The organism is Maribacter aurantiacus (genome assembly GCF_005780245.1).
GTDB classification, from domain to species: Bacteria; Bacteroidota; Bacteroidia; order Flavobacteriales; family Flavobacteriaceae; genus Maribacter; species Maribacter flavus.
Genome location: NZ_VBUK01000005.1, coordinates 252,623 through 267,810 on the forward strand (window position 1 = coordinate 252,623; position 15,188 = coordinate 267,810).

The window sequence follows — 15,188 nt, forward strand, 5'->3', positions numbered from 1 at the left end:
GTTTTATATAGGTAGGAAAGATACTAAAGAATACTCCGATTTTCAGATGTTTCCAATATCAATCGAACATCTGTTTGACCATGCAATACCAACCAAAAAATCAAAGAGTTTTAGAATGCTACTATCAACGGAGCGGGGGATAATCCTGAGGGTTGGCTTCGTTCATGATGGCATACACTTTTTCAAAAACATCCTCAACGTTCGGCTTGCTAAAATAATCGCCATCGCTTCCGTATGCAGGTCTGTGGGCCTGGGCAGAAAGGGTCTGTGGCGCACTGTCCAAATATTTGTAAGCTCCCTGTTTTTCAAGGATTTCGGTCAATAGGTAAGCCGAGCAACCACCGGGAACATCCTCATCGATTACCAAGAGTCGGTTCGTTTTCTGGACACTTTTTACCGTATCCCTTTGGATATCAAAGGGCAACAAGGTTTGTGCATCGATTACTTCGGCATCGATTCCCACTTCTAAAAGTTCCTTGGCGGCCTGTTCCACAATGCGCAAGGTGGAACCGTAGGAGACCAAGGTGATGTCCGTACCTTCCTTTACTTTTTCCACGACGCCAATGGGCGTACAAAATTCCCCCAGATTCGTAGGTTTTCGTTCCTTTAAACGATACCCGTTTAGGCTTTCTATGACCAAAGCCGGTTCATCACTTTTCATAAGTGTATTGTAGAATCCGGCCGCTTGGGTCATATTTCTGGGTGCCAAAATATAAATACCACGTAGCACATGGATCAAACCGCCCATTTCAGACCCCGAATGCCATATACCTTCCAAACGATGCCCGCGGGTTCTAATGATAAGCGGTGCTTTTTGTTTCCCGTAGGTTCGATAAAGAAGACTTGCCAGGTCGTCCGTTAAGGTAGCAAGCGCATAGAAGATATAGTCCAAATATTGAATTTCCGCGATGGGGCGCAGGCCTCGCAACGCCATGCCAATTCCCTGACCAATGATGGTAGTTTCCCTGATTCCGGTATCCGCAATCCGAACTTCCCCATATTTGGCCTGTAAGCCTTCCAGTCCTTGGTTCACGTCGCCAATGGCCCCAGTATCCTCACCAAAGACCAAGGCATTTGGATATTTTTCAAAGAGTCTGTCAAAATTATCCCGCAGCAGGACACGGCCGTCCACTTTTTCCTCCTTGGAGGAATTGTAGGTGGGAGGGATGCCCTTTATTTTAGTGGCCCTATTTTCATTTTCACTGTAGAGATGTGAACTGAATTTGGGTTGGGATTCCGCAATGAAATTATTCAGCCAATGGGCCAATTTTTGTCTTTCCTTGGTATTTTCACCGAGTAGATATCTCAGGGATTTTCGGGCGGCCACGGCCAGATCTTTTTTGACCGGCTCGTCCACCGCAATCAAATCATTCTTGATCTTTGTCAAAAAATGCTTGTTGGAGCTTGTGCTGGCCGCGTCATTGATTAGTTGCACCAAGGTTTTTTTCAAGGCCAAATGTTCTTGCAAATACTCGGTCCACGCCTCCTTTTTCGCCTCCCTCACAGTTCTTTTTATCTGTTTTTCCAAATTGGAAAGTTCCTCTTCCTCGGCGATGCCTGATTCCAATATCCATTCCCTGAACCGTTTGTTACAATCGTTCTCCCGTTCCCAGGCCAGACGCTCGTCGTCCTTGTACCTTTCGTGGGACCCTGATGTGGAATGCCCTTGGGGCTGGGTAAGTTCAGTCACATGGATGATTACCGGTACATGTTCCTGCCGGGCAATATCGGCGGCATTTTCATAGGTATGCATCAAGGCCGTGTAGTCCCAACCTTTGACTTTTAAGATCTCAACGCCCTTGTGGACGTCGTCCCTTTGAAAACCGGCTAGCACCTTTGAAATGTCCTCTTTGGTGGTGTGGTATTTTTGCGGAACCGAAATCCCATATTCATCGTCCCAAATACTCAAGACCATGGGCACCTGCAAAACCCCTGCGGCGTTGATGGTCTCCCAAAACATGCCTTCACTGGTACTCGCATTGCCTATGGTTCCCCAGGCAACCTCGTTGCCATTGTCCGAGAATTTTGCACTGTCCAGGCCTTCCAGTTGCCTGTATACTTTGGACGCCTGTGCCAAGCCCAGCAGACGGGGCATTTGGCCGGCGGTGCAGGAAATATCGGAACTGCTGTTTTTCTGTTTTGTGAGGTCTTTCCAGCTACCGTCCTCGTTTAGGCTGTAGGTCACGAAGTGCCCACCCATTTGTCGGCCGGCGCTCATGGGCTCTTTTTCAATATCGGTAGTGGCGTAGAGTCCGTGGAAAAAATCCTTGGGTTTTAAGTGGCCTATGGCCATCATAAAGGTCTGGTCCCTGTAATATCCGCTTCTAAAATCACCGTTCTGAAAGGATTTGGCCATGGCCAATTGGGGAAGTTCCTTTCCATCCCCAAAGATTCCGAATTTCGCCTTGCCAGTAAGTACCTCTTTTCTTCCCAGCAGGCTGCAGGTCCTACTCAAAAAAGCAATCTTATAGTCATTAATAATCTGTTCCTTGAAATCTTCAAATGATATATCACTGCTCGTCTTGGAAGAAACCTTCATTTATTTTTTCGAATTTTCACAAAAATACCGAATTGAAATCGTTTTAGCAATCCGGTTTAAACTTTATCAGTTGCGAAAATGTTATTTCAAATTAAATATTTTGTGAAATTCTCATTGGAACTGGGTATAGAGACAAGTTCATTGAGGATTTTTGGATCAAAACCATTGGCGGGTAAACAGTCCTGTCAGTGTTTTTGGGCTTACGGTAATGATGAAACGTATCTTTTCACCGTAATTGGGTTGTGAAATTTCCCACCCATTGTTGGAATAGAAAGGAAAATAAAGTTCAAAATAGTCGGTTACCAAATTGAGTCGCACACCGGAATCGTATACGAATTTCTCCTTGAACCCATTGTTTTTTACCAATCCCGCGTCGCCATACAGTTCTATCCATCGCCAAAGGTTAAAACTGGTATTGACGGTTGCCATCCAATTATCTGAAAATCGGTAGCGCTCGTCCAGGAAAGATTTGAAACCACCTTCCGCAATGATGATTTGTTGGCTGTAGATGCCCGTATCTTCGGAACGCCCCAGATAACTATAATCGAACAAATAGTCCGTGGGACGATCTAGGGCAAAGCTGAAAAAATCGGAATCTGTATTGTTGCTCAAAAACTTCCCTGCAAAAAATCGAACATTAAATTGCCTGTTGTTTTCGAACAGTTTTCGGTATTCATATTCAAAGGAAAGTTTGCTGAATTTGCCGGCCAACTGAAAATCCAAGAACCACGATTTATAATCCAGAATATCGTTGTCCCTATTTAGGTATCGCATGTTGAAAACGCTGTAATCCGGATTTTCAGGGTCGTTCGCCAAATCGCTTAGGCTTTCGTCAAAATCCCGGAAGATATTTACAAAGCGGAACGACAATACCTGACGCTTGTTCGAAATTAGGTCATCCGGTCGCCAACCAAAACTCAATGCGGGAGTAATGGACGTGTATCTGGAATTGACGTTGAAATGCGAAGTGGATCCTCCCAAGGAATAGTTGGCAACATAGAGTCCGCTTTTGCTCAAGTATTTTCTATAGCTGAATTTTCCGTATCCCACGAAGGCATTCTCCCGAAAGGAATAGGAGGGGGCAAAGTCATATATAAAAGGACGCTCCAAGAGAGTTTTATTGTATAGCCGCATACCCGGCACCCACCCGTCATAGATGTTGAAATTTAGGACAGGGACATAAAAAACTTGATTGTAATAAGGGTTTTCAGAATCCTTGAAAAATGTAAACTTTAGTTTTTTGTTACTGGATAAAAATCCTTTAAGGGATTTCCAGTTATCTCGTTGGTTGAATTCCGGTATTGTTTGATCGTAATTGAGAACCAAACGATCTTCCTGATTGTTGGGAACGGTAAAGGTTTCCAAGGTCTTTATATCCTTGAACCAATATTTGGAGACCAAGGTGTCGTTTTTAAGCCCGAACATGCTAATGGGGACATTGGTTCCCTCCTTATTTTTTATGGTAACTCTTAGGGAATCCTCGGTTTTGTCGACCTTTTTTATCTTAAAATCTATCTTACGGTCCGTAGAGACATACTCGCTAAAGAACCAATTGATATCCTTCTCCGTGGAACGTTTAAGGATAGATTCAAAATCCAGTACCTTTACTTTATTGAGTTGATAATATTTGAAAAATGTTTTGATGCTCTCGTCAACTTTTTCCTTTCCAATATAATCCGCCAGATAGGCCAATCCCAGACCCGCCTTATACTTGTTTGCAATTTTTTGGTTGAATTTAATCAGGGAATCGTTGGGCGTGGTCAGCGCTTGGTCCAAGTTTTTCCGTGCCGTTAGATTGTATAGGAAGGGATATTGTTCGTTAAAATCCATTTTCGCCAAATTGAAACTACGAATGCCCCAGATTCGAGAAAGGTTGCCCAGTAATTTTTGATCGGGATAAAACTCGTCAACATATGCAATCATGAGGTAGTTTGCGATGGCGCTGTTGAGCCATTGTTCCTTTCTTGGGTCCAAGAACAAGGTTTCCCCCAAGATACTGTTCAAGGCCGTTTTAAGGAACTTCATTTCAAATTGGAACTGCTGCTCGTACGGTCTGATAAAGGATGGTAATTGGTTGATTCCGTACAACGGATCTTTGTTATAATCCGTTTCACTAACCAACAGTTTATCATGGGGGTATTTGCCCAAATTCCGTTCAATGAAATCCGTAATCCTATTGATGGAAATGCCCTGTTCAATAGGGTCATATCTGGGTGCCGAAATGCTGGTGACCACCTTCATTTCAGGGGTAATATGGGTCGAAAAAAGATTTTGTACGTTCAGAAAGATCTCGGCACTTTTTTGATTCTCGGCAACAAGCTCCACGCGCCGACTATTGGTCATTTCCGTACGTTTGTTTTCCTTGAAGTTGGAATTTAGGAAAAGAGCCTTGGGATACGTGAAATCAATGGTCGTTTTGGTGCTATTCGTATAAAGGTCTTCCAGATTTTTGTTCGAATACAAATGCCATTTCCCATCATATACGGCCGGGGTAAGGTACCAATCCTTTAGGTAATAATTGCCCCTATTATCGTACCCGTAGTCAGTGTATTTATTTGGCGGAAGTTTCACCTTGTAGGTGATTATCAGTTGTACGGATTCCTTTGGTAACAAAGGTTTGTTAAGCCTGAATTTTATGATGTCATCCTCCTGGGTCCGTTCCCATTCCAGCCCTTCATATTCACCGTCCACCGCACTGATGATGGTGGTATAGCCCCGTTCACTTTTTTTTGCGAGGTGCAGGCTTCTTTTGAATTCTTGCGCAAAACGCTTTGCAAGTCCGGTATTTTTATTGGAGTAGGCATGCGCCCAGTCATTGAAATAAATGATTCCCAGGTTATAGTTGGAATCATTGTAATAGGTGAACTCCTGTTTTATGTCCAGTTCCTTGGTGAAATCATTTAACTTTACCGTGAGGTTCGTTTCGTATTGGGCAAAGGCACCTCCGTTTACTATAGAATATAGTAAAATGCTCAGTGCTATTTTTATCTGGAGGAATCCTTTCAAGGGCAATCTAAAAATTGGGACTTAGGGTATGGCCTTTATAAAAGGCATCGATGATTTCCACCACCTCGTCTTCGGTATCGACAATTTTTATAAGATCTAGATCCTCCGGACTGATATTCCCAAAAGAAAGCATCGTGTTTTTTATCCAATCGAATAGACCGGTCCAAAATTCACTTCCCACAAGGATGATCGGGAATTTTCCAATTTTATGGGTCTGGATCAGGGTGATTGCTTCGAACAGTTCATCCAAGGTCCCGAAGCCTCCCGGCATAACCACAAAACCCTGGGAATATTTTACGAACATCACCTTTCTAACAAAGAAATAGTCGAAGTCCAGGCTTTTGTCCTCATCGATATACGGATTGTCATGTTGTTCAAAAGGAAGGTCGATGTTCAACCCTACCGAAGTACCACCGGCCAAATGGGCGCCCCTGTTTCCAGCCTCCATAATACCCGGACCGCCACCAGTGATTACGCCATAACCGGCCTCTGCTATTTTTTTGGAAACATTTACCGCTAGCTGGTAGTATTTGTCGCCCTCTTTGGTTCTTGCCGAACCAAATACCGAAACACAGGGTCCTATTTTGCTCATTTTTTCGAAACCGTTAACGAATTCGCCCATAATCTTAAATATGGCCCAAGAATCGTTTGTCTTGATTTCGTTCCACCCTTTGTGGTGCTTTTCGTTTCTCATTTGCTTGCCTTATTTTTTTAACTCTTTTCTCAAAAACTCTGCCGTATAACTGTCCTTGACTTTACAAATTTCTTCCGGTGTGCCATGCGCTATCAGTTGCCCCCCGGTGCGACCTCCCTCATATCCTATATCAATAACGTGGTCCACCATTTTTATTACATCCAAGTTATGTTCTATGACCAAAACGGTATTGCCCTTATCCACCAGTTTGTTCAATACTTCCATCAGAACGCGTATGTCCTCAAAGTGAAGTCCGGTAGTGGGCTCGTCCAGGATATAGAACGTATTTCCCGTATCCCGTTTGGAAAGTTCCGTGGCCAATTTAATTCGTTGTGCTTCCCCGCCGGATAGGGTAGTGGACTGCTGTCCAAGTGAAATATAACCCAAACCTACATTCTGTATTGTTTTTAACTTACGATGGATTTTTGGAATAAGTTCAAAAAAATCGACCGCTTCATTGATGGTCATTTCCAAAACATCCGAAATGGATTTGCCCTTATACCTAATTTCCAAGGTCTCTCTGTTAAAACGCTTGCCGTTGCAGGTTTCACATTCTACATATACATCCGGTAGGAAATTCATTTCAATGACACGTAGTCCCCCTCCCTGGCAGGTTTCACATCTACCGCCCTTCACATTAAAGCTGAATCGGCCCGGTTTGTAGCCTCGTATGGAGGCCTCTGGGGTTTTTGTGAACAAAGACCGAATTTCGCTGAAAACGCCGGTATACGTTGCAGGATTGGACCGTGGTGTTCTACCAATAGGGGATTGATTGATGTCGATGACCTTATCAATATGCTCCAGCCCCGTAATCTTTTTATACGGCATTGGTTTTTTTACACCGTTGAAATAATGGGCGTTCATAATGGGGTAGAGTGTCTCATTGATCAAGGTGGATTTACCACTTCCGGACACCCCCGTTACCCCGATCATTTTTCCAAGGGGGAATTCCACCGTAATATTTTTTAGGTTGTTACCCGTGCATCCGGAGAGTACGATTTTCTCACCATTGCCCTTTCTTCGTTTTTTGGGCACCTTTATTTCCTTTACCCCGGTGATATAATCCGCCGTAAGCGTATGGTGTTTTTTGAGGTCTTGGGGGTTTCCTTCGGAAATAATTTCCCCACCGTGCTTGCCTGCTTTTGGACCGATGTCGATGACATGGTCCGCACGTTCGATCATATCCCGATCGTGTTCTACAACGATCACCGAGTTTCCAATGTCCCGCAAGGACTCCAGTGATTTTATCAGTCGTGAATTGTCCCTTTGATGTAGCCCGATGCTGGGTTCGTCCAAGATATAGAGTACCCCCACCAATTGGGAGCCTATTTGGGTCGCCAACCTAATTCGTTGCGCCTCCCCGCCAGACAAGGACTTTGAACTGCGGTTGAGGGAAAGATAATCTAGCCCTACATCCAGAAGAAAGCGGATCCTGGTACGGATTTCCTTGATGATTTCCTCGGCAATTTTCAATTGGTTTCCTTCCAAGTTTTTTTCCAGCCCTTCAAAGAAATTGGACAATTCCGCAATGTCCATATAGGCCAATTCCGCAATATTCTTATCGTCTATCTTAAAGTAGAGCGATTCCTTTTTCAGCCTAGTGCCTTCACAGGTAGGACATTTTATTTTATCCATGTATTCCTTCGCCCATCGTTTGATGGAAGTCGATTCCGCCTGATCAAATTGATTCTTTATAAAATTTGAAATTCCTTCGTAGTCTATTTTATAGGTTCTTTTTACGCCCAAGGATTTGGAATCCACCTCAAAACTCTCGTTCCCCCCGTAGAGCAATACATCAATGGCCTCTTGGGGTATTTTGCTTATTGAGTCCGTTAACTCAAAACCAAAGCGTTGGGCTATGGTCTCTATCTGTTTAAACGCCCAGGATTTTTTATACTCGCCAAGCGGTGCTATACCACCGTTCTTTATGGAAAGTTTTTTGTTGGGAAATATTTTGTCCGCATTTACTTCGTACACATGTCCCAGGCCACTGCAGTTGGGACACATTCCTTTTGGGGAGTTGAAGGAAAAGGTATTGGGTTCTGGGGTAGGATAGGAGATTCCCGTGGCAGGGCACATCAAATCCCTACTGAAATATCTGGGAACATCAGAACCTTCCTCGATTACCATTAAAACGTTATCGCCACTGTACATGGCCGTATTGATGGTTTCTGCCAGGCGCTTGTGCAGCTCTTCGCTTTCCTGAACCTTCAACCTATCGATTACGATTTCAATATCGTGGGTCTTGTATCGGTCCACCTTCATGCCCTTTACAATATCGCGAATTTCTCCGTCCACGCGGACCTTCACAAAGCCCTGTTTGGCAATTTGCTCGAACAGTTCCCTGTAATGTCCTTTTCGGGATTTGATTACCGGGGCAAGGATATTGATTTTTTTATCGGTATACGCCTCAATGATCAGTTCCTTTATTTGCGCGTCACTGTAACTGACCATTTTTTCGCCCGTATTGTAACTATGGGCATCACCGGCACGGGCAAAAAGCAAACGTAGGAAATCGTATACTTCCGTAATGGTGCCAACGGTGGACCTTGGTGATTTTGAGGTAGTTTTCTGTTCAATGGCAATGACCGGGGAAAGTCCGTCGATCTTATCAACATCCGGCCGTTCCAGGCCACCTAAAAATTGGCGGGCATAGGCCGAGAAGGTTTCAATGTACCTCCGCTGGCCTTCGGCATAGATTGTATCAAAAGCCAAGGAGGATTTACCGCTTCCCGAAAGTCCGGTAATAACGACAAGCTTTTCCCTAGGAATGGTGACATCGATATTTTTGAGGTTATGAACGCGTGCCCCTTTTACCTCAATATTCTCCTCGTAGTTAATCATAGCAATTGACAAAGTTGCAAAATTACGATTTTGATAGCGAAACAAGAACCCGGTGCCATTTATATTTTACTAATAAAACTCTAAAATTCAGGGCCCTTTCACAAGGGGCGACAAATAGCTAATAAGATAGTATTGCTGTTTTAAGCGGTGGTATCAAGCTTGGGAAACCTTTATCAAATTGAGAACCCTTCTCCAGAAAACGGTACTACTAATGTGTACATTTTCGTTGCCCCGTATACCCGAAGTATCCAAGTTCAAGTTAATGGCCTTGTTCTTGAATGTTTGATCCAATATGTCCTTATCCGATAGTAAGGCCATACTCCAATTTGGAAAAAAACGATGTGAATTTATTTTGCGGGTGAGCACTTCCAAATCATAGTGTCTTGGGTCCTTTTTTATTTTATCGAAGACTTGGAGCACATTGGATTTGGGTCCTTCCAAAAATTGAAAGAAATCATTGTCTTGGCAAACAAGACATCCTGTGATGTTGTTTTCTTGATTGACAGAGTTAGCCACCTCGATTATATCCTCAATATCGGAAATTTGAACACCGTCTGACATGGTCGATTTATAGGTAAGTTCATAAATCAAATCATCTGAGGAAAGCGAACTTTTAAATTTGCTGGGCAAGAGTCCAAATCTCTCCGAAAAGGTTTTGGAGAAATAGCTTCTGCTAGAAAAGCCTATTTTGTAGCATACTTCAGAAATGGTCAAATCTGTATGTTGGATAAGCTCCTTTCCTTTTTCCAGGCGTAAGTGAGTGATAAAATTTCCAAGGCTTTCCCCAAAGAGATGCCTAAAACCTGCCTGAAGTTTTTTTGGGGATAATCCAAACGTTTTTGATAGATGGTCAATATTAAGGGATCGGTCTATGTTTTCGGCAATATGTTCGGCAACTTCAGATATCCTGAGTATTTCTGTGTTAGAAAGCGGAAAACTTATTTTAATCTCTTCCTTAGTAACGTCATGGTGCTCCACTTGGGACGCTAATGTATTTACAACGGCACCCTCTACCAATAGTTTGCCAACGGCATCGGTTCTTTTATTTTCGATAAGGATAGATGCGTACTTTGAGGTTAAGGGACTTATCTCACCATAATAACTAAAGGGTTTTTCCTTACTGATGAAGGAGGTTATATCCTCCAATGCTGTCTCCAAGAGCGTTTTTCGTTTGGAATTTGACTCTCCCATTTTTTCCCGTACAAAAATCGCGCTTAACCTTAAATGTACTTTACTGGGAAAGGTTACGATGTTTGGGGACTTTGCGGCACTGGAAAAAATAACATTCTGTCTTGGGTATATTTTATTGTTGTTTTCCTGGTTCTCGAACCTGTGAAAAAAATGACCCTTTACACAGTAAAGAAAATAGATTATGGATGGGTCCTGCTCCATCTTCGAAATCTTTAATTCCTCATTGAAAGTTATATCGTACACCCTTACATTGAGTCCCTCGAATACACTATAGGTGGTAACGGTTCCTTTGCCCACCAAATTGTCAAGCGTTAAAATCGCAGAATCCTGATATTCCTTAAAATCGGCACCAAGGCTAAGAGCCAATTTTCGTAGTTGGTCAAAAGGATGTTCAAAATTAATATGAAGCATGGCAATGGTAAAAGTCTAAGGGACTCAAAACTTAAAATTAACTATATTTTTTCTTATAAACCTCGTTAAATATTTCTCAAGCACGGATACTGTTAAGTTATAGCGTTATTAATACTAAACAGATTATTAAAGACCCTGCCAATCCTACCTTGGTGTTTTCTGTAGCTGGCCCGTGCCAATCCCAATAGAGTTAAAGATTTTTTTTAGTATTGTTTTAATATACTTAAAGAATTTGAATGAAGTCTATACCAGTTTTAGTTTTCGAACCTATGCAATTTCCTGCGCAATAATTTAATTTCATCTTGCAAGTTTGTAACTTGAATCAAGAGATGGTGAATAGCTTGGAGTCCTTCCGGGTTAATTTCCAGTTCTTGGTGTAACCTCACCATTTTTTCGAGTTTTGGAAGTTCACTGATCTTAATCATTTCCTTTTCCTCCTTCTTCTCAATTGTAAGGATTTCAAACTCCACGAGCCGATGCACTAATGAAACCTCAATATTGTGATGGTTGCAAAATTCCTCAATAAATATATAAGTAGCTTTTTCCATGATGCTTTTACAAACCTTTTTGTTCAAGTTCCTTAAAAATCCTTTCTTGCTCTGTAGTAAGCTTTACTGGAATCTTTGGGCTATATGTGATAAATAGGTCGCCAAACCCATCTTTTTTATATAAAGGAAATCCCTTGCCTCTAAGCTTCACGGTGGCCCCGTTCTGTGTTCCCGGCTTCACGCTCAATTTCACTTTTCCCGTTAAGGTTTCCAACACTATTTCCCCTCCAAGAACAGCCGTTGTTAATGGGATTTCAATGGTCTTATAAAGGTTGGCGCCCTCTCTTTTAAAAGGGGTGTCGTTCAAAATGGAAAAGGTAATGTAAAGGTCACCTTTAGGTCCCCCATTGATTCCCTCCCCGCCATATCCTTTTATTTTGATGGTCTGACCGTCTTCGATCCCAGCTGGTATTGTAATTCTTATGTTTTTTCCATTTACAGTGAGCGTGCGCTTATGCGTTTCTTTAACTTCGGAAAGATTTAATCGAAGCTCCGCATTGAAATCCTGCCCCCTGTACTTTGCCCTTCCTTGTTGCCTACTGAAGCCACTACCCCCAAACATGGATTCAAAGAAATCTGAAAAATCACTTTCTTGACCGCCTGAGTATGTGTATTCCCTGTAACTGCCACCAGAAGGTTGACTACGTCTTTGTGATTTGGCCTTTTCAAATTCTTCCGCGTGTTGCCAATCCTTCCCATATTGGTCATATTTCTTTCTTTTTTCAGGGTCGCTCAGTACTTCATGGGCCTCATTGATTTTTTTGAATTTCTCCTCTGCATCCGTGTTGTTGGGGTTTAAGTCTGGATGATGTTTTCTGGCCAGTTTTCGATAGGCGGATTTTATATCTTTTTCAGTCGCGGACTTATCCAACCCCAGAACCTGGTAATAGTCTATAAAATTCATGGTAGTATATCCAAATCTATTCTTCTTTCAAGTTACATAAATCAATGTGATTTCTATTGTCCGCCCAATGATTTTTGTGAACTTGATGCATTCAAACACCTATATTGCTGTTCGAATGCACAAAAAATAGTAGGAATTTGGCGATGGGCTGTTACATGCGGTTTAATGATTTCCATAGAACTAGAAAAGATGATATGATCATGGAAGGAATTTTAGCTACAGATTAAGTTCCTTTCATTTTTTCGGCCTAAAATCCTATAAAAATAGAGACAGAAATATATCAACACTTGATGAGACAAATTGGTCCGCAAGCCTACCTTGATTTCGATATTGAACAACTTGTTGCAACAGGCATTTGCGATTGTCAAATCCGGGCTGCCCTACGATGAGAATTATGTATCGAAATTGAACTAAAAAGACTTGTTTTTTAACTCAGTTCTTTGTTAGCTGCTGGCTTTAGTCAGTTTCCTTGTTTTCATAGATAAGGTGGTACGGCTTTTTCTTCCACATTTTATCATCAAATATGAAGAAAATAGCTACTACTATTCCTATAATAGTGTAAACCAATCCTGAACTACCAATAGCACTATTCACATTATTCAACATAGCGTGCAATAAAATTACAGCAAGTATAGAATATGAGGATTTATTGTATAACCAAGTAAAAACAATAGTTATTGGAATTAGCCATATAAATCTTGGAAGTAAATCCATAAAGCCGTTGGTTGAATATATTCCATTATAATGTAGAGGAAGAAACCACAGACTCCAAAAGAATGAAATTATTAAAGATCCAATTAACGGATTGTATTTCTTTTGCAGCTCTTTTTGCAAAAAACCTCTCCACCCAAATTCTTCAACACCACCAAAAAATAATAAATTGCTAAAAAAACCTATAAGCCAAAAAGGGTCAGTTTTGAATATGAAGTCAGTAGTTTTAATACCTAATAAACTACCAATAAAGTAACTGCTTATATTCAAAATAATAAATAATGAAAACCCAATGATGTACCACTTTGATTTTCGCTTTTCAAAAAACGAAGACTTAAGATAGTTTTCTTTTAATTTAGAATTGGTAGCATTACTTAAATTAATAGCTAAAATAAAAAAGAGTATCCCAAATAATATATAACTTAAAAAACTAACTTCATTAAGACTTGGCATTAGCCCATTGACATCACCAAGTCCATTATTAACAAAATACAAGCGCAAAAAGAGAACTAACGCAGCAATTAGAAAAACAGTAATAAAAATCGGTTTAGAGTTTATTTTGATTTTCTCTCCCGAAATTACATAAGTATTAAGAAAACCGGCAATTAATGGTCCACAACCACCGATTAATATAGCCGCAAATCCAATATCTTTTGGTAATAAAACTATAATTGGTAAAAACCAAAAAGAAAAAGTTATACCAAACGTCAGAAGAAGGAAACTTAATATTGGTTTAGATTTTAATAGTTCTTTCATATTTGGTTTTTTTATTTGGTTCGGTTGTCAAGCTTGCAGCTAACGTCTCGGCTATGGCAAGTAGGGCAGGCAAGGAAACGTTGAGTTTCCGTCTGAGCTCGTAGCCAAAGCTTTTCGTTTTGTTTTTATCTTTTTCATTTTAAAAGCCAAATCCAAAAGATTTGGCGGACTTGGCAAATAAACCCAAGCCATTGAATTTTGCACTTACCGCCCTATTTGCTATAGGTATTGTTGGCAACAGTATTTTTTATGTTGTTATAAAGTCTACAAATTTGTCGCCACTTTCAGTCGTTCTTTTATCTCCAACGATGTCCATTCCTCTATTTACAGTCATTGTTCGAATATTACTCGTGTCAATGTTAACAAGACCATATTGATACAAATCATTTATTGCCATTATGATTGTATTAAAGTCATAATCTGAAAATATTTGTTTAAGAGAATTTTCTAAGCTCCCAGTTATACTTTTAGGTTCGATTTCATTTTTTCGTAAATAGGCAAAAGTGTCCTGAGCAAAATTTAAAATTTTAAGATGTATAACGGTCAAACTGCCTACAAGGTTCAAATAGAATTCTTTTTGCTCTTCGTTATATTCATTTGGGAGTAGTGAATTTATCAAAATCGCCTTGTAGGCTTCAAGCTTTTCTTTTTGATAGTTTTCTGAAACGGATTTTATTGATTGTTCGAATAGAAAAGAAAATTCTTCTGTCTCAATATAATTGACATTTATATCGTCTTTTACTTCTTGAATTTTTACAGCGAGGTCATTCACGAAATTTTCTAACCTCAAAAACCTCCTTGAGGGAATATATGAATTTATCAAATTTGCAAATGGGCCTCCTACAACTGTAGCACTTAAAAGCGTAGTAAATATATTTTTTACATTATCCGCTAGTTGAGATTGCTCTAATCCTTTTTCGATTTTTTTGGATATCGAGGATTTTGTAGCGATTTCTTTTTTCATACCGTTTTAGGACAAGTTAGTTCACCTTTATCATTAGACCTGGTTGTTCAAATCGAAGGGTGTCGTTTTGCAAAAGTCCATTATAAAATAGAGTATCTCCTTTTATTTCCAGAACCTTTACTCGCATACCACCTGAATCATTTATTAATTTTTCCAACTCGTCCAATTCATTTAGTTCCGTGTCATATGTCAATACGTAGTTGCAGTCGTCCAAATACTTTATATTGATTTGCGTCGTATCCGAACTTTGGGTAGACCATTCTATTTGCTTGCCATTCTTTCGAATAATTGTTCCTTGGTACGGAAAATTAGAATTTCCAGGAGTCATAAATGTTCCGTTTTTAAAATCCGCACATTTTAAATCCTGCGCACATGAAGTCAGTCCATTTAATAATAAACAAAGAATAATTAGTTTTTTCATATTGTTGCCAACGGCTCGTATAACCGTCAGTTACGGGTTAATATGCGTTAATTTTAGGTTTGGCACGGACTTGAGCAATTCCGAGTGGATTCGGACGTAGTCGAATCCGCCGTAATTGCGGTTAGCATCTATGTAAAAGCAGCGTGTCCTTTATCTTTAAAGTTCTCTAAAACAAAAAGATATGAAAACGGAACACACT

At 40.7% G+C, this 15,188-nt stretch carries 10 protein-coding genes; all 10 read right to left on the reverse strand.

Annotation, left to right across the window (positions count from 1 at the left end; all coding sequences use genetic code 11):
• Positions 1–124 precede the first annotated feature (124 nt).
• Positions 125–2,539: an alpha-ketoacid dehydrogenase subunit alpha/beta gene (locus FEK29_RS10885; protein ID WP_138258461.1), complete on the reverse strand. Its 2,415-nt coding sequence runs from the start codon at positions 2,537–2,539 to the stop codon at positions 125–127.
• Positions 2,540–2,695: 156 nt separating this feature from the next.
• Positions 2,696–5,545: a M1 family aminopeptidase gene (locus tag FEK29_RS10890; RefSeq protein WP_240042731.1), complete on the reverse strand. Its 2,850-nt coding sequence runs from the start codon at positions 5,543–5,545 to the stop codon at positions 2,696–2,698.
• Positions 5,546–5,552: 7 nt separating this feature from the next.
• Positions 5,553–6,239: an LOG family protein gene (locus FEK29_RS10895; protein WP_138258462.1), complete on the reverse strand. Its 687-nt coding sequence runs from the start codon at positions 6,237–6,239 to the stop codon at positions 5,553–5,555.
• A 9-nt stretch (positions 6,240–6,248) separates the two neighbouring features.
• Positions 6,249–9,083 carry an excinuclease ABC subunit UvrA gene (gene uvrA, locus FEK29_RS10900; protein ID WP_138258463.1) on the reverse strand — a complete coding sequence of 945 codons (2,835 nt, stop codon included), beginning with the start codon at positions 9,081–9,083 and terminating at the stop codon, positions 6,249–6,251.
• Between the two features lie 153 nt (positions 9,084–9,236).
• Positions 9,237–10,685 (reverse strand): BLUF domain-containing protein, encoded by a 1,449-nt coding sequence (locus tag FEK29_RS10905; RefSeq protein WP_138258464.1) that lies wholly within the window; start codon positions 10,683–10,685, stop codon positions 9,237–9,239.
• A 254-nt stretch (positions 10,686–10,939) separates the two neighbouring features.
• Complete coding sequence (locus FEK29_RS10910; RefSeq protein WP_138258465.1) at positions 10,940–11,233, reverse strand: chaperone modulator CbpM; 294 nt, start codon at positions 11,231–11,233, stop codon at positions 10,940–10,942.
• Between the two features lie 7 nt (positions 11,234–11,240).
• Positions 11,241–12,137 carry a DnaJ C-terminal domain-containing protein gene (locus FEK29_RS10915; RefSeq protein WP_138258466.1) on the reverse strand — a complete coding sequence of 299 codons (897 nt, stop codon included), beginning with the start codon at positions 12,135–12,137 and terminating at the stop codon, positions 11,241–11,243.
• 456 nt (positions 12,138–12,593) lie between these two features.
• Entirely contained in the window at positions 12,594–13,604 is a 1,011-nt protein-coding gene (locus tag FEK29_RS10925) for a CPBP family intramembrane glutamic endopeptidase (RefSeq protein WP_138258467.1), read from the reverse strand.
• A gap of 247 nt (positions 13,605–13,851) precedes the next feature.
• On the reverse strand, positions 13,852–14,568 hold the full coding sequence (locus tag FEK29_RS10930) for a hypothetical protein (protein WP_138258468.1): 717 nt from the start codon (positions 14,566–14,568) through the stop codon (positions 13,852–13,854).
• Positions 14,569–14,584: 16 nt separating this feature from the next.
• Complete coding sequence (locus tag FEK29_RS10935) at positions 14,585–14,989, reverse strand: hypothetical protein (protein WP_138258469.1); 405 nt, start codon at positions 14,987–14,989, stop codon at positions 14,585–14,587.
• Positions 14,990–15,188 lie beyond the last annotated feature (199 nt).